Annotated in this window: 20 protein-coding genes, 1 tRNA gene and 1 riboswitch; of the genes, 6 read left to right on the top strand and 15 right to left on the bottom strand. The window is 50.3% G+C overall.

Annotated elements, in window-relative coordinates; translation table 11 throughout:
• The first annotated feature begins 518 nt into the window (after positions 1 to 518).
• The gene (locus EDD53_RS02790) at positions 519 to 1208 is read left to right on the top strand and encodes an invasion associated locus B family protein (RefSeq protein WP_246002170.1); all 690 of its coding nucleotides are present in this window, start codon (positions 519 to 521) and stop codon (positions 1206 to 1208) included.
• Positions 1209 to 1294: 86 nt separating this feature from the next.
• Here the strand turns inward: EDD53_RS02790 and EDD53_RS02785 are convergent, their stop codons facing one another.
• From EDD53_RS02785 to EDD53_RS02770, 4 genes are all read right to left on the bottom strand, one after another.
• A complete protein-coding gene (locus EDD53_RS02785) occupies positions 1295 to 2506 on the bottom strand; it encodes a beta-ketoacyl-[acyl-carrier-protein] synthase family protein (RefSeq protein ID WP_123791664.1) in 1212 nt (403 codons plus the stop codon).
• Positions 2503 to 2769: an acyl carrier protein gene (locus tag EDD53_RS02780; RefSeq protein WP_123791663.1), complete on the bottom strand. Its 267-nt coding sequence runs from the start codon at positions 2767 to 2769 to the stop codon at positions 2503 to 2505. The genes EDD53_RS02785 and EDD53_RS02780 overlap by 4 nt, the downstream gene beginning before the upstream one ends.
• A 94-nt stretch (positions 2770 to 2863) precedes the next feature.
• Positions 2864 to 3952, bottom strand: a complete 1089-nt coding sequence (lpxD, locus tag EDD53_RS02775; RefSeq protein WP_123791662.1) for a UDP-3-O-(3-hydroxymyristoyl)glucosamine N-acyltransferase — start codon at positions 3950 to 3952, stop codon at positions 2864 to 2866.
• 208 nt (positions 3953 to 4160) lie between these two features.
• Positions 4161 to 5783, bottom strand: coding sequence for a L,D-transpeptidase family protein (locus tag EDD53_RS02770; protein WP_123791661.1), 1623 nt, complete (start codon positions 5781 to 5783; stop codon positions 4161 to 4163).
• A gap of 575 nt (positions 5784 to 6358) precedes the next feature.
• Between EDD53_RS02770 and mepK the strand changes: the two genes are divergently transcribed.
• Positions 6359 to 6928 (top strand): peptidoglycan L,D-endopeptidase MepK, encoded by a 570-nt coding sequence (gene mepK, locus EDD53_RS02765; protein WP_123791660.1) that lies wholly within the window; start codon positions 6359 to 6361, stop codon positions 6926 to 6928.
• A gap of 75 nt (positions 6929 to 7003) precedes the next feature.
• Here mepK and EDD53_RS02760 read toward each other — a convergent pair whose 3' ends face one another.
• Both EDD53_RS02760 and EDD53_RS02755 read right to left on the bottom strand, forming a co-directional pair.
• Entirely contained in the window at positions 7004 to 7483 is a 480-nt protein-coding gene (locus tag EDD53_RS02760) for a 6,7-dimethyl-8-ribityllumazine synthase (protein WP_425464044.1), read from the bottom strand.
• An 83-nt stretch (positions 7484 to 7566) separates the two neighbouring features.
• A riboswitch (FMN riboswitch) is annotated at positions 7567 to 7716 on the bottom strand.
• 136 nt (positions 7717 to 7852) lie between these two features.
• A complete protein-coding gene (locus EDD53_RS02755; protein ID WP_123791659.1) occupies positions 7853 to 8515 on the bottom strand; it encodes a hypothetical protein in 663 nt (220 codons plus the stop codon).
• Positions 8516 to 8718: 203 nt separating this feature from the next.
• On the opposite strand from EDD53_RS02755, the gene EDD53_RS02750 reads away from it, so the two are divergent.
• The gene (locus tag EDD53_RS02750; protein ID WP_123791658.1) at positions 8719 to 11985 is read left to right on the top strand and encodes a chemotaxis protein CheB; all 3267 of its coding nucleotides are present in this window, start codon (positions 8719 to 8721) and stop codon (positions 11983 to 11985) included.
• A gap of 115 nt (positions 11986 to 12100) precedes the next feature.
• Here EDD53_RS02750 and EDD53_RS02745 read toward each other — a convergent pair whose 3' ends face one another.
• Positions 12101 to 12781, bottom strand: a complete 681-nt coding sequence (locus EDD53_RS02745; RefSeq protein ID WP_123791657.1) for a hypothetical protein — start codon at positions 12779 to 12781, stop codon at positions 12101 to 12103.
• A 244-nt stretch (positions 12782 to 13025) separates the two neighbouring features.
• Here EDD53_RS02745 and queC point away from each other — a divergent pair, with 244 nt between their 5' ends.
• From queC to queE, 3 genes are read left to right on the top strand one after another with little or no spacing between them, the layout of a single operon-like run.
• Positions 13026 to 13727 (top strand): 7-cyano-7-deazaguanine synthase QueC, encoded by a 702-nt coding sequence (queC, locus tag EDD53_RS02740; RefSeq protein ID WP_123791656.1) that lies wholly within the window; start codon positions 13026 to 13028, stop codon positions 13725 to 13727.
• On the top strand, positions 13727 to 14080 hold the full coding sequence (gene queD / locus EDD53_RS02735) for a 6-carboxytetrahydropterin synthase QueD (RefSeq protein ID WP_123791655.1): 354 nt from the start codon (positions 13727 to 13729) through the stop codon (positions 14078 to 14080). Before queC ends, queD begins: the two co-directional genes overlap by 1 nt.
• Positions 14077 to 14787 carry a 7-carboxy-7-deazaguanine synthase QueE gene (gene queE, locus EDD53_RS02730; RefSeq protein ID WP_123791654.1) on the top strand — a complete coding sequence of 237 codons (711 nt, stop codon included), beginning with the start codon at positions 14077 to 14079 and terminating at the stop codon, positions 14785 to 14787. Before queD ends, queE begins: the two co-directional genes overlap by 4 nt.
• 45 nt (positions 14788 to 14832) lie before the next feature.
• Here the strand turns inward: queE and EDD53_RS02725 are convergent.
• The 8 genes from EDD53_RS02725 to EDD53_RS02690 form a co-directional block, all read right to left on the bottom strand.
• Positions 14833 to 14909 (bottom strand) — tRNA-Arg (locus EDD53_RS02725).
• Between the two features lie 64 nt (positions 14910 to 14973).
• Positions 14974 to 16191 (bottom strand): cysteine desulfurase, encoded by a 1218-nt coding sequence (locus tag EDD53_RS02720; RefSeq protein ID WP_123791653.1) that lies wholly within the window; start codon positions 16189 to 16191, stop codon positions 14974 to 14976.
• A complete protein-coding gene (locus EDD53_RS02715; protein ID WP_246002168.1) occupies positions 16184 to 16705 on the bottom strand; it encodes a YIP1 family protein in 522 nt (173 codons plus the stop codon). Before EDD53_RS02715 ends, EDD53_RS02720 begins: the two co-directional genes overlap by 8 nt.
• A gap of 3 nt (positions 16706 to 16708) precedes the next feature.
• Positions 16709 to 18004, bottom strand: a complete 1296-nt coding sequence (gene sufD / locus EDD53_RS02710) for a Fe-S cluster assembly protein SufD (RefSeq protein WP_425464043.1) — start codon at positions 18002 to 18004, stop codon at positions 16709 to 16711.
• Positions 18004 to 18765 (bottom strand): Fe-S cluster assembly ATPase SufC, encoded by a 762-nt coding sequence (sufC, locus tag EDD53_RS02705; protein ID WP_123791651.1) that lies wholly within the window; start codon positions 18763 to 18765, stop codon positions 18004 to 18006. The genes sufD and sufC overlap by 1 nt, the downstream gene beginning before the upstream one ends.
• Before the next feature lie 147 nt (positions 18766 to 18912).
• Positions 18913 to 19167 carry a hypothetical protein gene (locus EDD53_RS02700; protein ID WP_123791650.1) on the bottom strand — a complete coding sequence of 85 codons (255 nt, stop codon included), beginning with the start codon at positions 19165 to 19167 and terminating at the stop codon, positions 18913 to 18915.
• 307 nt (positions 19168 to 19474) lie between these two features.
• Positions 19475 to 19681 carry a hypothetical protein gene (locus EDD53_RS02695; RefSeq protein WP_123791649.1) on the bottom strand — a complete coding sequence of 69 codons (207 nt, stop codon included), beginning with the start codon at positions 19679 to 19681 and terminating at the stop codon, positions 19475 to 19477.
• Between the two features lie 11 nt (positions 19682 to 19692).
• Positions 19693 to 20298 carry a hypothetical protein gene (locus EDD53_RS02690; protein ID WP_123791648.1) on the bottom strand — a complete coding sequence of 202 codons (606 nt, stop codon included), beginning with the start codon at positions 20296 to 20298 and terminating at the stop codon, positions 19693 to 19695.
• Between the last annotated feature and the right edge of the window lie 4 nt (positions 20299 to 20302).

Below are 20302 nucleotides of genomic sequence, written 5' to 3'. Positions count from 1 at the left end.
GCTTTTGCTCCTGCTGATTCCACATCGCTTTTATACCGCGACATCTGCTTTGTGCTGACTTTATAGACCGACAACAGAATATTAACCAATATCTGTCACAGTCATAAGTGTTCGGATCATGTCCTTATGCGTCTGAACTTATTCCTCCCTGTCAGACTGGCCGCGTGTGTTTCTTTCACCGCGGCCTCTTTTTTAGGCATAGGAAAAATCTCAAGATCAATTTGCAATATTGTCGTTGACGTGAATTTTTTTCCCACATAGGTTTTTATCAATTAGATCGGCCAAGTCCGACGGGGAAAAATAAGCATACAGGGATCCATGTAAATTGGGTCCCTGTTTTGCTGTTTAGGCTCTGTCAAAATGTTCTTTTGGCGCGACAGCCAAGCAAGTTTTCGCTGAAACGCGGCAGGCAGGGCCCTTCAAAGCTAATCCGTGAACGATTGTGATCAAAAGCTGCCTGACAGTTAGAAAACCTCATGTTAGGTTTGTCCGAAATCTACAAAGGATGACGATCTATCATGAGTTTTACGTCCCATTTCGCTAAAATGACACTTTCCGCCGCAGCAGTTGCAGCCCTCACACTGAGCATGCCCTTTTCTGCCGCAGCGCAAGAGGCAACGAAAGAGACCGACGCCGCAGCAGCAGGCCTGTCCACGGGCACCCCTGTTGAAGGCGAACCTAAGTATGGAAGCACATACACATTAGAAGAGCACGGCGACTGGGAAATCCGCTGTATTTTGACCCCAGACGAACAAACAGACCCCTGTAATCTGTACCAGCTTTTGACCGACGAAGATGAAAATCCTGTCGCTGAATTCTCATTGTTCCACCTTGGTGCAGGCGAAGTTGAAGCGGCGGCAACCGTTGTCACACCGCTGGAAACTTTGCTGACGGGCCAAATCACTTTGGCCGTTGATGGCGCAAATGCACGCCGTTATCCGTTTTCATTCTGTACGCCCATGGGCTGCAACGCGCGCCTTGGGTTGACCAAAGCCGATGTCGACAGCTTCAAAAAAGGCAATACAGCCACGGTCAGCATGGTGCCACTGGGCGCGCCTGATGTGCTCGTTGATTTGGATGTGTCTTTGACGGGCTTCACCGCAGGCTTTGCAAAAGTGAGCGAAATCAACGCAGTGACACGCGCAGAAGCCCTCGAGGCGGCCGAAAAGGCCAAAGCGGAAGCTGAAGCGGCTGAAGAAACCGAATAATCTGTCAAAAGATGATAAAAAAGAAAAGACCGGTCCAGAATTTGGACCGGTCTTTTATAGACTATGTCTCAATATCAAAAGCGCGGCTAATGCACCCTGCGCAGCGCCAAAACAGCGTTCAATCCGCCGAACGCAAAGGCGTTGGACAGCACCGCATCCACCTGCACATCGCGGGCTTCGTTTGGCACCACATCCAATGCGCACTCAGGATCGGGTTCTTCGTAATTGATCGTTGGCGCGATCACGCCGTCTTTCAGCGCCATGATACAGGCCAAAAGTTCCACAGCCCCCGTGCCGCCGATCAAATGCCCATGCATGGATTTCGTCGAAGACATCATCACCCGATCCGCGTGATACCCCAAAGCATCGGCTACAGCCGCACATTCGGTTTTGTCATTGGCCGCGGTCCCCGTGCCATGGGCGTTGATATAGCCAATTTGATCGGGGTTTAGTTTGGCATCTTGCAAGGCACCAGAAATAGCCCGTGCGGCGCCCTGTTTGGATGGCATAACAATATCAGAGGCGTCAGAGGTCATGGAAAAACCAGCAACTTCGCATAAAATATCAGCGCCGCGCGCTTTGGCGTGTTCATACTCTTCAAAGACAAAGACAGCCGCCCCTTCGCCTTGAACCATGCCGTTCCGATTGAGGCTGAAGGGCCGACAAGCATCTTTTGACATGACACGCAGACCTTCCCAAGCTTTAACACCGCCAAAGCACAGCATGGATTCAGATCCGCCCGTGACCATGGCCGTGGCCATACCGCAGCGCACCATATTAAAGGCCTGCCCCATAGCATGGTTGCTTGACGCACAGGCCGTAGCGACAGTGAAACTGGGGCCTTTCAGGTTGTATTCCATCGACACATGCGAACAAGAGGCATTGTTCATCAGTTTTGGCACCACGAAAGGATGCACGCGGTTTTTGCCTTCTTCATAGACCATGCGGTAATTGTCATCTTGGGTCGTTAGCCCACCGCCTGAGGTGCCAAAAATCACGCCTGAACGCGTGGCCAAATCGCCGATAAATTCCAAACCCGATTGCGTAATCGCCTCGCGCGCCGCCGTCAAAGCGAACTGGGTAAAGCGATCATAGAGGACAATTTGCTGGCGATTAAAACGGCTTTCCGTGTCCCAATTGTGGATCTGACCGCCGATTTTAATCGCCAAACGATCCACATCGCGAAAGTTCAAATCGGAAATACCAGACTTGCCCTCACGCATCGCAGCAAGGGTCGCAGGAACAGATAAGCCCAAAGCATTCACCGTGCCCGCGCCGGTAATAACGACCCGTCTCACGCCTTTTGCTCAGCAATAAGGCTTTCTACGGCAGTGACGATTGAAGCGACTGAGGAAATATCGAAATCAGATTGATCGGGTTCATTTGCATTGAACGGAACAGAGATATCAAAGGTTTCTTCGATGGCGAAAATACATTCGACCAGTCCCAGACTGTCGATGCCCAAGTCAGCTAGACTTTGCCCTTCAGTCACATCACTGGGTTCCAAAACAGCTTGTTCAGCAATGATTGCGATCACTTTGTCTTTGATCTCGGACGACATATTAGCAGCTCCATTTTTAAGCTCTTTCCATTTTAGAAAAGAGAGTTTTGGCTGTAAAACAGAATTTTATGACAGGCAGATGTCAAATCTTATGTCACGTCTTATCTTTGTGAGATTGGCTTGCCTCTTTGGCGAGTGTTTTCAAAATACGTGGCAAACGGCGCAGGGATTTATACATATCGACATGGGTTTGCATGGCCACGGCAGGATAGCCCATCATGGCTTTGCCCTTGGCCACATTTGATAAAACACCAGACCCCGCACCGATAATCGCCCCTTGGCCGATGGTGATGTTGTCAGCTGCGCCCGCTTGGCCACCCATCACACAGAAATCACCCAAGACGGTAGAGCCTGCGATCCCCACTTGTCCGCAAAGCAAACAATGCGCCCCAACAATCACATTATGGCCGATGTGGACTTGGTTATCCAATTTGCTACCAGATCCGATTTGGGTTGGGCGAATAGTCCCTTGGTCGATGGTGACATTGGCCCCGATTTCAACATCATCGCCGATCACCACCCCACCGATCGACGCAATACGCAGCCAGCTTTGCCCCTTGGCCTGAACATCTGCGCCCAAGGATTCACGCGTTTCTTCCACAGCGGATTTATCTTGCGTGACGAAAGAAAACCCATCTGATCCGATAACTGCGCCCGCTTGAATGTGAATGCGCGCGCCGATTTTCGCCTGCGCGCCAATGCGCACGCCTGCATGTATCACCGCATCGTCACCGATCTGCACACCTGCGCCGATGCTGACATGTGGCGCAATTTGACTGCCAGCACCAATCACAGCACCTGCGCCCACCACGACCAGTGGCCCGATTTTAACATCCGTTGCAATTGTGGCTGTCTCATCAATGACAGCGGATGGATGCACGCCTGCTGGAAGCGAAAGCCCTGCGTCAAATCCCGCAGTGATACCCGCCATAGCCAAACGCCCGCGCGAGACCAAAATCGCGCCTTCCAAACCCAACGATTGCCAATCGGCCCCCTGCCACAAGACCGCGACACGCGCAGCGCCTTTGGTCAAATCAGCGGCAAATTTGGGGTCCATCGCCAGCGCCAAATCATCGCGCTTTGCCGTGGCAGGTTCACTTGCGCCAGACACAGATATAGAGCCATCGCCCACAAAGGGGGCATTGAGACGCTGCGCCAAGTCAGAAAGTTTAATGCGGGTCATTACAGATCCTTTAATAGTCTTCCCCGTGACATACTGCTTTCAACGCTGCATGAAAAGGTCTGGCAATGACGGCTATGCGACTTCACCGATTGCAGCCCCAAGCCGACGTCACACCTATATAGACGTCACACATATATATATGTACGCCTAAACAAAAAGGGCGCCCCGCGGAACGCCCTTTGCTATTTTAAACTGCGTGACGTCAAAGTTAGCTGCCGACCGCACGCAATTGAACGCCTTGCTTTTGCAGCGCAGCCCAGATCTTTGCATCGCGACCGTAAACATCGCGGCGGTATTCCATGCCGCCTTTCGGGTTGGTCACTGCCGTGCGGTATATAATGTGCACGGGCACATCTTTTTTCAAATTCACCACAGTTTCGCGCCCTGTTTTCAGATGAGCTTGAAATTCTGCCTCTGGATTGCCGCTTTGCTTGGCCAAAAGTGCATAGGCAAAATCAAAAGGATCGTTGAGGCGGATACAGCCATGGGAAAAGGCGCGCGATTCACGACCAAACAAGCTTTTGGCAGGCGTGTCATGCAAGTAGATATTGTACTTGTTCGGGAACATAAACTTCACCAACCCCAATGCATTTCGGTCGGAGGGGGGCTGTTTCAAGTTAAACGGGAATGTGCGCGCTGTGTAGGACGCGAAATTCACATTGGCGCGGTCCACAGTCCGTCCACGGGAATCAACAAGCCGCAAATGCCCCGCCGCGCCCGCGTTTTTCTGCATCAAAGGCAGGTATTCATTTACAGCGATCGAGCGTGGAACATTCCAAGTGGGATTGATCACCATATGGGACATCATGTCAGAAAACTCTGGCGTGCGGCGGTCTGAATCATTGGCCCCCACGACAGAGCGCGTCTCGAAAGTAACCTTGCCATTGTCGATGATCTTAGCTGTGAAATCGACGACATTCACCCAGATATGGCGCGATCCACGATCAAAGTTTGTCCAGCGCTCACGCTCCAAAGCAACATGGACCGAGGCCAGACGGTCTTCTGGATCTGTATTCAATTCCTTCAACGTGCCCGCACCTGCAACGCCATCAGCCGTCAAACCATGATTGGTTTGGAACGCCTGAACGGCTTTGGTGATCGCATCATCGTAGACAGTTGACGCACTACGTTTCAAATACCCCATGGCCATCAAACGATTGCGCAAGGTCACGACATTGGCCCCCGATTGACCTGGCTCAAGCTTGGAGCCGCTCACTTTGGCGCCCCAGCCGCCTGCGCCCAGCGTCTTTTCCAGCACCAGTTTCTCTTTCAAAAGGCGGGTGTATTCTGGCGATGTCGGTGACAGTTTGCGCAGATACGCGGCAGGTGTGGATTTGGCGAAATTGTCCAGCAATGACACCCCGTCGCGGTACTGCACTTTGCGCACGATGCCGCTGTCGACCCGCGACGGTACCAACTGCCCTGTTTGCATATCGCGTGCGTAATCCAAAAACAGCTGCGCCATGGCAACCTCTGCACGCCCCAAGTCACGATCAGACTTAATCGCTCGCATGTTTGCTTTCAGCAAAGTGGTGTCATAGGGCGCGAGACCGTGATCAGGTGCTGCTTCCAAGGCGCGTAAAAGCGCTTGGCGACGATTGCGTGCCCGCCCCGAACTGTCAGTAAACACGGGTTTATACCCTGTAGCACGGTAATATTCGGATAGGTCTTTTGAACTGGACGCCGCTTCTGCGATTGACTGCATGAGCGCTGTGACCTGTTGTGCCGATGATTGACTTGGTGTTCCCACCGACAAGGCCACGGACAAAAGAACCACAGCTGCGGACCTCAAAAGGGTCATCGCGGATCGGTTGGAAAAGGGTTTGCGCATTGTAAAGGCCTGAGACAGAAACATAATCATCCTCAAAAAAACATAGGGCTTAGATCTAATTATCTGAAATTACGTGTAATGTGAGGGGGAATATTGCTTGAAACCTGTCCCTGTGTTCACCAAGGCACACAAATATTTGTGATGTTTTTTCTAGGCCTCAGGCTTGAAATTTAATCAACCGAACTAGGGGCATTTTTGTTTGATCTTGCTCAAAGCACAGCAAATGAATGAATTTGCGCAGAATCTTGCCTATTTATTGGCCATTTAATGCCTTTGTCAAAAGCGAGACTTGGAGCAAGATTCACTTTGTGCCATAAGGTGAATACGGAAATTAACCCCCTGATGAGAACGGACAGGTCTTGTTCTCAGCATGATTTATCACCCTTGCGGTAAAATATTTGTGATCAACGGGGGAAGACGCGTTTCATTTGGACCTCAAAAGAAACGCCGAGTGAGCAAGACCTTTCATACCGCCTTGCGGATTGTGAAAGTAACATGACGAAGAATGCCGAAAACGGCGCGAGTTATACGAACCGCATTGAGGCGGGAATGAGAAAAATGGGACGCTAGAAATCATGACGACAGCCAAGTCCAGCCTAATCACTCGGCGCGGTATATTGCGCAGCTTTGCAGCTGCAGGCCTATCCGCCGCCCCTGTCTACGCGAATGCAGCAGGCTTCCTGCGCGGATCAGGCGATATTCGCCGTTTGCGGATGTATTCAGGGCGCACAGGGGAAAGCATCGATACGATTTATTGGATCGAAGGCGAATATATCAAAGAAGCCTTGAAAGAAGTTACCTATTTCATGCGCGACTGGCGCAACAGCAAAATGAAATCCGTCGATGCGCGCACGATCGACATTATGTCCGCTGCGCATGGTTTGATGGATGTGAACGAACCCTACATGCTTTTGTCTGGTTACCGTTCGCCAGAAACCAACAACATGCTGCGCGCCCGTTCTAGCGGCGTTGCCAAGAAATCCCTTCACATGGAAGCCCAAGCGGCTGATTTGCGTCTTAAGTCGCGTTCGGTCAGTCAGATGGCATCAGCGGCGCAAAATTGTTCGGCAGGTGGCGTTGGCTCATACCGTGGATCCAATTTTGTTCATATGGATTGTGGCCCTGTGCGCACATGGCGCGGCTAAAGCCCGTTTACATTCAGTCCCATGAAAAAAGCCGCCCCGATGGAGCGGCTTTTATTATATCTACTGAAAACCTGTTTAGGCAGTCACGGCTTCGGGCAATTCCATCGCCAAAATTTGCGCAACAGCATTCGCAGCTTCGGCACCTTTTTTCACAAAATGCTCTGTGAAATATTTGATGTGATCATCTGTATTGTGGAAGTGATGTGGCGTCAAAGATACTGAAAACATTGGAATTTCAGTTTCAAGCTGCGCTTGCATCAAACCTGAAACGACAGCATCAGCCACGAAATCGTGGCGGTAAATACCACCATCAACCACCAAGGCCGCAACGACCACAGCGTCATACTTGCCAGTCTTGGCCAAACGCTTTGCCAACAAAGGCGCTTCGAATGCACCTGGCACATTATAGACATCTGTGTTGGCAGAGGGCGCAAGATCATCCATTTGCGCGCAGAACCCTGTGTGGGCTTGATCTACGATATCTGCATGCCAACGCGCACGGATAAACGCGATACGCGGAGAAGATTTTTGAAAATTTGAAGTCATATTTGTCATTTTGGAACCCTTGAGTTTACACTGTTAGGCCCCAGAGCTTGAAGGCAAACAGGCATAAGCGGCCCAGAAGGCCCCTACCCGTTTCCCATTCTCTACCATCCGGACTGTAACCGTCGGTTCTGGAATTTCACCAGATCTGCTGACCCGCTTGTTTCAAATCCAAGATCCAATTCAAGCAGCGCTCGCGGACTATAACCGCCGGTGGGGAATTACACCCCGCCCTGAGAACTGTCGTAAATTTATGGATCGCGTCACAAAAGGTCAAGTTGCAAAGACTATAATAATGCACAAGCCCCTGCGCATTTCGCGACAAAACCAGCGATAGGTTTTAATGCTTTGCACTTCGCCACAGGCCAGATGACCACCGCCTTAAAGCAAGGCTTTAAAACTTGGCGTGCTAGGTAACTCAACATCATTCAAACCACGTTCGTTGTTTTCAACGAACCGCTTGATCAGCTCAATCTGAAACTTGATTTCATAAGACCGATCCGACAGCGTATCCAAAAATTTCTGTGCGCGGCGCGCATCTAAAGCGTCGCCCGTTTCGACGGCTATGCATAGGTTTAAAAGCGGCATCGCGATATCGGACAAGATTTCCATCGACACCGCATCTGTTGGTCCCTCTAGGCTATTTTGGAAGCCAATTTCTGGATTGAAAGCGCCCGAAATGGATCCCAGAAATAAGTTAAAGCGCAAAATAATATTCGCGCCGTTTTGATCATTGGCTCTGGATATAACATTCGCCCCAGCCAGTACGATCTTTTCAGCCTCGACAACATAGGTCGGCAAAGACACCACTTCATTCTTTTGGGTCAACTTATCAATACAGTGCTGGATGCCCAGTGCGACTTTTTGCGTGAATATCTTATCAATCACAAAATCGCGCGAAAAGGATGTGCGATTTCGGAATGTGCCATTTATCACTTCACACGATTTCACATAGGGCACTTCATCCTCTGCAATCGCGAGGTTCACAATGAATTTTTGCGTCTTTTCATTGGTATCTTTGTGGTTTTTTGAAAGAAGTGACATAACAATCCAAACGATAACATACAAAAATTTGGCAAAGATGACTTAACGGTAACCTAACACTGGTAAACGAATTATTAATAAGTGAAGTTCAGACTGAATTAATTAAATTACGGTGAATATTCTTTCACCAATGTCGAATTTTTATGAATAGCCGTCAGTGAGAAAAACACGTTAAAGATGTTTAAAAAAAATGGAGTAGCAAAGTGAACACGCCTGCACAGGACGATCTAACGATAATTGGCATCGGATCTTCAGCAGGAGGCCTTGAAGCCATTCGAGAATTGGTTGCAAACCTACCCACTGATTTGCAAGTGTCCTATGTTGTTGTTCAGCACATGTCGCCGCATCACAAAAGCCTGATGAAAGAACTTGTCGCGCGCGAGACAAAACTCGCTGTTGAAAACGTCACCGATGGCGTGACCCCTGCTGCAAATGTCATCTATATTACGCCCCCCAAAACCGATGTCGTGTTTCGTGACGGCAAACTTCACTTGGTTGACCCAAGCAAAGAACCAGCCATCGCCAAGCCTTCGGTGGATCGTTTTTTGATCAGTCTTGCGGAGAGCCACGGCGCAAGAACCATGGCCATCATTCTATCTGGCACAGGGTCTGACGGCGCATACGGGGTGCAAGCTATCCGCGAAGCCGGCGGAATCACCATCGCCCAAGACACCGAAAGCGCCAAATATGATGGCATGCCACAATCGGCGATTACGACAGGCTGTATTGATCTCATTCTACGCCCGCTAGACATCGGTCCTCACTTGCATAACATTCTGACCTCCTCGCATGATTTTTCTAATTTTCAGCAAGGCGAGTTCGTAGAATCTCCAATCACGGACCTGCTGCAAATCTTACTGGCGCGCACCCGTGTTGATTTTCGCGACTACAAGAAAGCGACAATTGGCAGACGGATTGAACGGCGCATGGTTGCACTGGGTATCGAAAGCCAAGAAGAATACACCCAGTTTTGCCGCACCAACCCTCATGCTGTCGATGACTTGTTCAAAGATCTCTTGATTTCAGTGACCCGATTTTTCCGTGACAAAGAAGAATTCGCTCAACTGCAAGCCTTGCTGCCGAAATTAATCGCAGATCGTGGTGACGGCCCTTTACGGGTCTGGATCGCGGGATGTGCTACAGGCGAAGAAGCCTATTCAATCGCCATTTTATTGGCCGAACTATTGGGAACACCTACGAACGCTTTAAAATCCAAAGTCCAGATTTTTGCAACAGACATCGACAAAAATGCGTTACAGGTTGCACGGCGCGGATCCTATAACGCAAGCGCCTTGAATGACATACCTGATGATATTGCCGAAAAGTACTTTATCCATCAGGGCGATAGCATTCGCGTTGTCGATAGCATTCGAAATGTGATTTTATTTTCAGACCACAATGTTTGTCAGGATCCACCCTTTCAAAAAATTGACCTCTTGTGTTGCCGTAACTTATTGATTTATTTCGAAAATAACTTGCAGAAAAAAGTTATGTCGCGTTTTCACTACTCAATGCCGCCACATGGTTTGTTGTTTTTAGGAACGGCTGAAAGCGTTGCTGGCAGTGAAAATCTGTTTGTTGCCGACAAGTCTGCGCCTCATATCTATCACAAACGCGGCTTGAGTGTCTCAAAGGATCCGACCTACACTTTGCCACAAGTGCCATCCATTTCACGCCGCAGTACACCAAGAACGAAAGCCACTGAAAACGCGCCGTCGACAGATCGCCAGTTGTTCGAAGCCTTGGTGCAATCTCTAGGTGAAAACTCAATTTTGGTAACAGAGGACTACAGTATTGCCCGCGTTTACGGGGCGATCAGCCCGTATATCGAAATGAATTCTGCGACCAACCTAAAGATGCACATCGACCTTTTGCGCAGCCCGCTGCGTGAAGAGGCCCGCAGCCTTGTCACCATCGCGTTAAAAAACAAAAGCCATAGAGCGGGCGTGCGACATCTTGTGGCGAATGCATCGGGCGATGAAGTTCGTTTAGATGTCTACCCAATCGTGGCCTCGCAAATCAATGAACGTGCGGCTTTGGTGGTCTTCACCCCATTTAAGTCGGAGCCCGTGACAACCACTTTGGACACGCTTGGGATCAAAGATAATGTTGCAGTGTCCGAGCGCATCATCTCACTTGAAAATGAGGTCGCAACAACGCGCGATGCATTGCAGCAGACAATTGAAGAATTGGAAACATCCAACGAAGAACTGCAATCCTTGAACGAAGAGCTGCAATCCACCAACGAGGAATTGCAAGCCACCAATGAGGAATTGGAAACCTCGAATGAGGAACTGCAATCCACCAATGAAGAACTGATCACCGTCAATGAAGAATTGCAGGTCACGGCCTCTGAGTTGAGCGGTCGCACGGGTGAATTGACCTCAGTCTTGCAAAGCACGCCTTTGGCAATTTTGGTGACTGATTATGCGCTGCAAGTGAGACAAGCAACGCCTGCGGCCAAGAAAATGTTCAACATCGAACAACCCATTGGCAGTCCTCATATCAGTCAAATTCCCCTGCCCACGGAATATCCAGCCTTGGCCCCTATGTGCGGCGAAGCCTTAAAGCTTGGGCAGACTGTGTCCACCGAATTTTCATCGAACGGCACACAGGTTATCATCACGTGCTCGCCTTATTTTGAACCGCAGGGACAAATTTTGGGCGTCACGATTGTTGTGTCAGAATTCCCAGGCTTGGCGCGAGAACTCGAACATATTTTGAACTCGTCAGGCGTTCTTTTGATGAACCGAGATCGAGATGGGAAAATTCTGCGTATTTCCGAACAAGCCGCCAAGATCATCGGCGAAACACGCGCGTCAGCACTTGGAAAATCGCTCTACGATCTTATCCCAGAAAATCAAGCAAATCGCATCCGTGAAGATGACCGAAACATTCTCAACAACACGGCGAAAACACCAACAACCAAAGGTGAACTGGGGCCGTTGGATGGATCATCATCACATCATTTGCAATTTCACCGTTTTCGCTACAATTTGCCCGTTACGAACGAGCCAACAATCTACACATTTGCGACTGATTTAACCGAAACTGAGATGGCACATAAGCGCGCTGATGCCCTGCTGGATCAAATTATGACGATCCCGAAGATCGCTGGATTGAGTTACTGGACTTTGGACCCCAAAACCAAAGAAATTTACTGGTCTGAAGGCGTGTTCAAAATCCACCGTGTGAATATAGAAGACGGTGCGCCGCCATACGAGGAGGCCATCAATATGTACCACCCAGATGACATTGATCGGGTAAAAGCTATTGTCGCACGCGGGTCAGAAAGCGGCGAATTTAAATTTAGAGCCCGCTTATTGGTCAGATCGGGTGAAATTGTTCACATTGAATCCCACGGAATAGTTCGGCAGGACCATTGGGGGGAAACCGACAAAATTGTGGGTATTTTCCGCGAACTCAGCCCGCATGAGATATCGCAACCAGCGGCTGACTGGGCTGAATAGGCTGACTGGGCTGCCCCTATCAAAGTTGATCTCTCAACGGGGCCAAGTTCCAAAACAAGAGCAGCGCGCTTTTATAAGCGCGCTGCATAAGACATTATTTTTATTCAGATATCACTCAATGGATACAGACCGATTGCGCGCTTGGTAATGCTTGAAAAGTTGGCAGACCTTCGATGTTATCATTGTCTTGATGTGACCGAAGAAACCGTTTGATCAATTCGATCTGAAATTGAATGTCCATCGCGCTTTTACGCAGGCTGTTCGTAACGCTATTTTGACTATCCGCATCAAGATCAAGCCCCAGATCAAGCGCTGTCACGACATCGAGCATGGGCATACAAATATCGCTGAGCAGGTCGTAAGACAGCTGTTCAGTCATCCCGTCCAGTCCGCCTGTCAGCCCAGAATTGGGTTGCAACACATCAGGTAGCCCCCCAGAATTCAAGTTAAAGCGCAGCATATAGCGCTGAACACCATCTTTGGCTTTTCGTGCGATCACATGCGCCTTAGTCAGCGTTAGATTGCCGTCAGAGTGACAAAATGTGTTCAGCGATAGAACTTCGTTTTCTTGGCTCAATCGCGACAGGCAGTCGTGAATACTTGCTGCGACATTCGGTGTGAAAGCATCTTCAAGCTGCGTCGTTTCTGTGAATGAGGTGCGGTTTTTAAACATTTCGCGTTGCAGTTCACAATATCTGACAGTGCAACCCCCTGCGTCATTCGCTTCGAGATGAATCATCAAACGCGCCAATTTGGTTTTTGGTTCTTCATAAAAATCGACTGCAGATGCGTTCATGTAACTCAGTGCCTTTTCGTATAAGATGTTCTTTCTTCGTATTTTTTAAACTTAAATAATTTATTAAAATCAGAAACGATCTTATTAGAATTTTCTGAAAATCTGCATCAGCGCAAATCTTAAGCCGATCGACAGAACCACGCCCAAGTCAGAGCAATATATCGACTTGGCAGACCCTGTTTTGCCCCCTAAAAGATAGGTCCCGGTCGCAGCCTACCCGGGTATCAAAACAAGGGTTTAAAATATGAAAACGATAGTTATCTGCTCTGGCGGATTAGATTCTGTTTCGCTGGCGCATATGGTCGCACAGGAACACCAATTGACACGTCTTGTGTCTTTCGATTACGGCCAACGTCACCGCAAGGAATTAGACTTTGCAGCGCTTTGCGCTGAGCGCCTCGGCGTGCCCCATAATATCATTGATCTGCGCTCCATCGGAGCTGTGTTGACGGGGTCAGCCTTGACCGATGATATTGATGTGCCCGATGGGCATTACGAAGAAGACAGCATGCGCGTCACAGTCGTGCCCAATCGCAACGCAATTATGTTGACCGTGGCCTTTGGGTTTGCAGCAGCACAAGGCGATGAAGCAGTGGCCACAGCCGTGCATGGCGGCGATCATTTTATTTACCCCGATTGTCGGCCAGCATTCACCGAAAGCTTTGAAAAGATGCAAAAGTTTGCGCTGGATGGCTATGCGAATGTCGCCCTGCACACGCCTTTTGTGCATCAAAGTAAAGCCGATATTGTCACGGCAGGGGCGCGGTATAATACCCCCTTTGACCTGACATGGTCTTGCTACAAAGGGGGCGCTCAACAGTGCGGGCGTTGTGGCACCTGTGTGGAACGCCGCGAAGCCTTTCATTTGGCTGGCGTGACCGACCCGACGTCTTACGCGGACCCCGATTTTTGGACTGCCGCTCTGGCGCGACAGGCAGGTGTGTAATGTTTAGGATCACGAAAGAATTTCACTTTTCCGCCTCGCACCAATTGACCCACCTGCCCCATGATCACCAATGTGCGCGCTTGCATGGCCACAATTACATCGTTGTTATTGAACTGGCTTCAAAGACCCTCAACAAAGATGGTTTCGTGCGGGACTACGGCGAATTGAAAGCGCTGAAAACCTACATAGACGACACATTTGACCATCATCATTTGAATGATGTGATGGACTGCCCATCGACAAGCGAAAACTTGGCGCAGCATTTTTATGACTGGTGTCTTGCGCGCTGGCCTGAAACCTCAGCTGTGAAGGTGAGTGAAACCCCGAAAACATGGGCGGAATATCGGCCATGACCTCATTGCGGATTGCCGAAATATTTGGCCCCACAGTGCAAGGCGAAGGCGCATTGATCGGCGAGCCCACCGTTTTCGTGCGCACGGGCGGTTGCGACTATCGCTGTGTCTGGTGCGACAGCCTTCACGCCGTTGCCTCAGAGTTTCGCCACACATGGGCCGCGATGACAACCGATGATATTTGGAATGACATCACCCGCTTGTCTCAGGGAAAACCTTTGACGGTGTCCCTCTCTGGCGGCAACCCTGCAATCCAAGATTTCGCGCCTCTCATCACCTTGGGACATGAGCATGGCTATAAGTTTGCTTTGGAAACCCAAGGATCGATTGCGCGCCCATGGTTTTCGCAGATCGACACATTGGTGCTCAGTCCGAAACCGCCTTCAAGCGGTGAAACCGTTGACTGGACCGCATTTGACGCCTGCCTTGAAGCCGCACAAGACGCAGGCACAGTGGTGATGAAAATCGTGATCTTTGACGATAAAGACTATGATTGGGCACGCGATGTGGCCGACGCATACCCTGCCCTGCCTTTGTATCTACAGCCCGGAAACCCAGAAGTTGATCCCAATGTGGCGGTTGATCCACAGGCCCTATCGGATCGGCTGCTATGGCTGGTGGACAAAGTTATGGAGGATGCGTGGTTTACCCCACGCGTGCTGCCGCAACTTCATGTGATGCTTTGGGGAAACAAACGCGGTGTATGACATAGATCTGCGTCACCGCGATCGTCAGTCATCTTTAAATGAGTTTGGCGCACCTATCAGGATTCGAACCTGAGGCCTCTGCCTTCGGAGGGCAGCGCTCTATCCAGCTGAGCTATAGGTGCTTCGCAAATCGGTATAGGCCAAGGGTTTAGGGGGTGCAAACGGTTTTCGCGCCCCCTGTTTATTTCACGCAAACAGATCGTGGCACAGCTCAAGAGCCGAGACCAAAGTGTCGACCTCGTCTTTGGTGTTATACATGGCAAAAGACGCACGGCAGGTGGCCGTCACCCCCATGTGTTCCATCAAAGGCATCGCGCAATGCGAGCCTGCGCGCACCGCAACACCGCGTTTATCAAGCACAGTCGACAGATCATGGGCATGGGCGCCTTCCATCGTGAATGAAAAAATCGCGCCTTTATCGGCCGTGGTGCCTTGCACTTGCAACCAATTCAGGCTTTGCAATTTTGCGGCAGCATAACGGGTGATTTCGGCTTCATGCTTTGCGATATTATCCATACCGATCTGCATCAACCAATCCAAAGCCACACCCATACCGATGGTTTGTACAATACCTGGTGTGCCAGCTTCGAACTTCATCGGCGGTTTATTGTAGGTCACTGTATCGCGGCCAACCGTGTCGATCATATCGCCGCCGCCCAAAAATGGACGCATCTCGGCTTGGCGGTCAGGGTGCACATAGATCGCACCCGATCCTGATGGGCCATAAAGTTTGTGACCCGTGATGGGGTAGAAATCACAGCCAAGATCTTGGACATCCACAGGCCCGTGCACGGCCCCTTGCGATCCATCGACCAAACTGGCGATGCCCTTTTCACGCGCGGCGTGACAAATGGCTTTCACATCCACCCGCGTACCTGTCACATTGGACATCTGGGTGACCGCAACCAATTTGGTCTTTGGCCCCATAGCATCGATCATTGCTTGGGCGTCAAAAGAACCATCGGGGGCACAATCGACCCATTTGATCACAACGCCCATCCGTTCACGCAAGAAATGCCAAGGCACGATATTGGCGTGATGTTCCATGATCGACAAAACGATCTCATCGCCTGCCTGCATCCGCGGCATGGCCCAGCTGTAAGCGATCAGATTGATCGCTTCTGTGGTGCCTGAGGTAAAAATGATATCATCTTCATGCGGGGCATTTAAAAAGCGTTGCACAATGCCGCGCACGCTTTCATATTTATCAGTCGCAAGATTAGATAAAAAGTGTAACCCACGGTGAACATTAGAATATTCTTGTGAATAGGCCTGCGTAATCGCGTCAATCACAACCTGTGGCTTTTGCGCTGAGGCCCCGTTATCAAGATAGGTCAAAGGCTTCCCATTGACGTCTCGTGACAAAATCGGGAATTGGGCGCGGATCGCATTTACATCATACATCAGGTTGTCCTTTAGCAAAGGCGACTTCGATCAGTCCAAGCGCCCAAAAGACCACATAGGCCGCGAAACCGATAAATCCAACAGCCGTTACAGCGGGCGTAACCCCTAAAAACCCAACACATAATCCGTAGAGCAACCACAAAGGAGCAGCTGCCAAAAGCGCCCAAAATGTTGCCATGCGAACCTCATAGGCGGATTGTTTTCCGCCCACCAACCGCAAAACCACATGCAGCAAAGCCGCCAAAGCATAAAGCACCAAAGGCATGATAAAGACCCATGCCATCAAAGCGCCGCCCACCATCATATCGAGATCTTTGCCCTGCTCATATGCCTCACGCGACAAGCGCGGCCATTGGGCGACAAAAATCAGGCCACAGGCCAAGACCAAGGTGATCAAAGCACCGCCTTCATCAACCGCAGGTCCAATACGGTGGCGCAGCACCGCGCGCGGGGCGCGGTAGCTGCGTAAAATATCGGACACAACGCCCGCGCCGAGACCTTTGCGCATTCCCATGACTTAGCCTTTACGCCGTGCGAGCCATGCTTCAAGACGTGTCAAAACGTCATCTGCAATGTCTTCGCGGGCGATTTCTTCGATGGCTTCCGCCAAGAATGCCAAGGTCAAAAGATCTGTCGCCTCTTGTGGACTGACACCGCGAGAGCGCAGGTAGAACAATGCAGCCTCGTCAATGGCGCCTGTTGTGGACCCGTGCGAACAAATCACATCATCGGCGTAGATTTCCAATTCAGGCTTGGCCAAAAACTGACTGTCCCCATCGAGCAAAAGAGATTGCGAGATCTGGTAGCCATCGGTTTTTTGCGCCCCTTCTTTGACCAAGATCTTCCCTTGGAACACCCCGTTCGCGCCATTGCGCAGCACCTTTTTGAACACCTGACGCGACTCGCAGCGCTCTGCATCATGGGTGATGAACACAGTGTCATCATGCAAGAATTCGCCGTCGCCCATGCAGACGCCGCCCACATGTGCTTGGGCGTCATCGCCAGTCAATTCGATCACGACCTCGTTGCGGGTCAAGATGCCATTGGCGGTCATGGTGAAGGATTTGAACAAAGACTCTTTTCCCAAGCGGGCAAAGATATGTGTCACTGCGCGGCGTTCATGATCACGGCCTTGGCCGCGCACATGGTGGAAAGATGCGCCATCTGCAACGTCGACTTCCATGACTTTGTTAAAACGTGCCGCAGCTGGGCCATTTTCCAACAAGGTCAATTCCGCGCCTGCATCGAGTTTCACAACATGGTGCAACACAGCGTCTGAAGTTGTGTTTTCGTGACGATACAAAATCGATACAGGTTTGCTCACTTTGTCTGTCACATGGATCACAACACCATCAGTGGCAAAAGCTGTGTTCAAAGCTGCCAAAGGGCGTTCCACAGGTGATTGACCTGCGGTTTCCAAAGTCCCGTAAAGGTCTTTGGCCCAGTGAATATCTGTGTTCAACGCTTGTGACAAAAGGCTGATATTCACCCCTTCGCCTGACAAATCATCAGAAGCCTCAGCATCAAAAACACCATCAACAAAGACGATTTTTAACCGATCGATATCAGAGAAAAGCGCCTTGTCATCATTGGTAAACAGCTCAGCCGCGGTGGGGGCTGCGCTGGTCAATGTGGAAGGGTCAGTCCATTTCCAATATTCGTCGCGCTTCGTGGGCAGGCCCATGTCCAAAACACGGCTCAATGCAGCTTGGCGCAAAGATGTCGCCCAAGCAGCGCCCGTGGGAAGTGCTTTACCCTCAAGGCGCGTGGCTGTTTCATCGCGCTTGCGTTGTTTCATTTCTAGGCGTGTCATTATGCTGTCTCCTGCTCCGCAAGCAGATCAGTGTAGCCGTTGTTTTCGACTTCCAAAGCCAGTTCAGGACCACCAGATTTAATGATGCGGCCATTTGACATGATATGCACGTAATCAGGTTTAATGTGATCCAACAAACGCTGGTAGTGGGTGATCACAACGAAGGAACGCTTGCCATCGCGCAGGGCATTCACGCCTTCTGCGACCAGTTTCATCGCGTCAACATCAAGACCTGAATCGGTTTCATCCAAGATGCAAACCTTTGGCTCAAGCATTGCCATCTGTAGGATTTCATTGCGCTTTTTCTCACCGCCAGAAAAACCAACATTGACAGGACGTTTCAACATATCCGCGTCGATTTTCAGTGTTTTGGCTTTTTCGCGTACGATTTTCAAAAATTCGCCAGCAGACAATTCATCTTCGCCGCGCAATTTACGCTGTGAATTCACCGCCGTGCGCAAAAATGTCATATTGCCAACGCCTGGAATTTCAACGGGGTATTGGAAGGCCAAGAAAAGCCCCGCTGCGGCGCGTTCTTCTGGTTCCATGTCAAATAGATCTTCGCCGTCGAGTGTGGCGGATCCTTCAGTGACCTCATAGCCTTCACGGCCCGCCAAAACGTAAGATGTCGTGGATTTACCAGAGCCGTTTGGCCCCATGATTGCGTGAACTTTGCCTGGTTCAACTTTCAGATCGACCCCTTTAAGGATCTGTTTGTCTTCGTCTTCAAGTTTAACGTGTAGGTTTTTGATCTCTAACATTTTTTATCCTTCATACGGAAAGGCCCGCGCAAATGTTTCCATTTGGCAGGCGCGCGTGTGCGTTGAGGTGACAGTACGTGGCATGCGCCGGAAAGGCAAACACACCAGATGAATTTTTATAGGTTTTGGGCGTTTTTTGCCGCCGCGTTAAAGGCTGGTTTGACTGAGATAGTAGACCAGCCCTGTGCCCAGCAAAGCCACTTGCAAAAGCCCCGAAACGCCGCCTTTGGTCATTACGACCAAACGAGATGGCGGCAGGTCGGGCAGTGACGTGGATTTGCGGTGTTTCGTAGTTTTGCGTGACGTTTGTGACGTCTCCCCCACATAGACCGTTCCGCAGACATTGGCTTTGCCCGCATCGATCCGCGCCAAGCGGTCTGCAAAGTTTGTTTGATGCTTCATCGCCAAAACTTCCCCATGATCCAGCAACTCTATTTGCGTTATGCGAATATGAATGCCGAACAAATGTGAAAAAATGGTGGCGTTGGAGCGTCAAAGATTTGTTACCCGCATGGATTACCCAACGTAAACTGCTGTTCTTATGGCAATTTACCGGCACCAAAGCGCCCCTTGTGCGATAGCCATGCGCGGCTGCCCCCAGCTTACGCCGCCCCATAGGACGCAGCACATGACCCTGTGTGATCAAGGTCATCTGACACGTCTGGGGTGCTTGCGTGCGTATGAATGGGCGGCCTAAGGTCATCAGGGGTTAGACCATGATCATGCGCAAAAGGATTGTGATTGCCCAAGCACCCATAGAGGCCAAAAAGGCAGTCGCATAAATGGAATCGCGGAATAGACCGCTGCGATTTCCCTTATTGGCGCGCATAGACAGGCCGATCAAAACGCCGATGAAAACACCAACAGCCACACCGCTGGATTTAATCGCAATAAGAGAAATAAGGTCAGGGGTCATAGGGCTGCTCTTTAGTTAATTTTGCCAAAAGCGGTCACGACATCCAGCAAACGCTTGGGGTCTAAAACCGTTGGGGTCAGGTCAAATTTAACCATTCGCCCCGTTGTTTGTGTGATCTGCGCAAAGCTTTCGCACAGATTATATTTGTCTTCGCGTCCGATATAATCATCGAACAAAACCGTAACGGGCTTTGTGATCGACAAAAGCGTGGCCAAGAAACATCCCACACGAAAGCGCCCATCAATCAAGACCAAATCAGGGTGCTGAAAGTCATTACGTTGCCAAACAGACAAAGGATACAATGGGTAACGCCGCCAACGTGTTTCATTGACAGGCCAGCCCCAATCTTTGGTTTTGCCGACCTTTTCCAGATGCAGATGCACCGTGCTGACTGGCGGATTTTCATCAAACCAAGCCTGCATAGAGGCGTGCCAAGGGGCCGCATTTTCAACGGAAAACACAGTTTTCCCCGTCATCTGCGCCGCCATCGCGGTTGATCCGCCCGATCCGTATTCCAAAATCGTTGTAGCTGCATCGTAATGCGCGCGCACAAGCTGGGCCACATCAGACGGAAAGGTCAATTCTGGTCCTGATGCGGAAAATCCGTGTTCTGTCATGGCT

This window comes from Pacificibacter maritimus (assembly GCF_003814915.1).
Lineage (GTDB): Bacteria > Pseudomonadota > Alphaproteobacteria > Rhodobacterales > Rhodobacteraceae > Celeribacter > Celeribacter maritimus.
This window is presented reverse-complemented; position numbering and strand designations above follow the sequence as displayed.

Excerpts from the sequence above, each read along its gene's own strand:
- EDD53_RS02790 (WP_246002170.1), top strand. The coding sequence starts at position 519 with ATGAGTTTTACGTCCCATTTCGCTAAAATGACACTTTCCGCCGCAGCA.
- EDD53_RS02780 (WP_123791663.1), bottom strand. The coding sequence starts at position 2,769 with ATGTCGTCCGAGATCAAAGACAAAGTGATCGCAATCATTGCTGAACAA.
- lpxD (WP_123791662.1), bottom strand. The coding sequence starts at position 3,952 with ATGACCCGCATTAAACTTTCTGACTTGGCGCAGCGTCTCAATGCCCCC.
- EDD53_RS02770 (WP_123791661.1), bottom strand. The coding sequence starts at position 5,783 with ATGCGCAAACCCTTTTCCAACCGATCCGCGATGACCCTTTTGAGGTCC.
- mepK (WP_123791660.1), top strand. The coding sequence starts at position 6,359 with ATGACGACAGCCAAGTCCAGCCTAATCACTCGGCGCGGTATATTGCGC.
- EDD53_RS02760 (WP_425464044.1), bottom strand. The coding sequence starts at position 7,483 with ATGACAAATATGACTTCAAATTTTCAAAAATCTTCTCCGCGTATCGCG.
- EDD53_RS02755 (WP_123791659.1), bottom strand. The coding sequence starts at position 8,515 with ATGTCACTTCTTTCAAAAAACCACAAAGATACCAATGAAAAGACGCAA.
- EDD53_RS02745 (WP_123791657.1), bottom strand. The coding sequence starts at position 12,781 with ATGAACGCATCTGCAGTCGATTTTTATGAAGAACCAAAAACCAAATTG.
- queC (WP_123791656.1), top strand. The coding sequence starts at position 13,026 with ATGAAAACGATAGTTATCTGCTCTGGCGGATTAGATTCTGTTTCGCTG.
- queD (WP_123791655.1), top strand. The coding sequence starts at position 13,727 with ATGTTTAGGATCACGAAAGAATTTCACTTTTCCGCCTCGCACCAATTG.
- queE (WP_123791654.1), top strand. The coding sequence starts at position 14,077 with ATGACCTCATTGCGGATTGCCGAAATATTTGGCCCCACAGTGCAAGGC.
- EDD53_RS02720 (WP_123791653.1), bottom strand. The coding sequence starts at position 16,191 with ATGTATGATGTAAATGCGATCCGCGCCCAATTCCCGATTTTGTCACGA.
- EDD53_RS02715 (WP_246002168.1), bottom strand. The coding sequence starts at position 16,705 with ATGGGAATGCGCAAAGGTCTCGGCGCGGGCGTTGTGTCCGATATTTTA.
- sufD (WP_425464043.1), bottom strand. The coding sequence starts at position 18,004 with ATGACACGCCTAGAAATGAAACAACGCAAGCGCGATGAAACAGCCACG.
- sufC (WP_123791651.1), bottom strand. The coding sequence starts at position 18,765 with ATGTTAGAGATCAAAAACCTACACGTTAAACTTGAAGACGAAGACAAA.
- EDD53_RS02700 (WP_123791650.1), bottom strand. The coding sequence starts at position 19,167 with ATGAAGCATCAAACAAACTTTGCAGACCGCTTGGCGCGGATCGATGCG.
- EDD53_RS02695 (WP_123791649.1), bottom strand. The coding sequence starts at position 19,681 with ATGACCCCTGACCTTATTTCTCTTATTGCGATTAAATCCAGCGGTGTG.
- EDD53_RS02690 (WP_123791648.1), bottom strand. The coding sequence starts at position 20,298 with ATGACAGAACACGGATTTTCCGCATCAGGACCAGAATTGACCTTTCCG.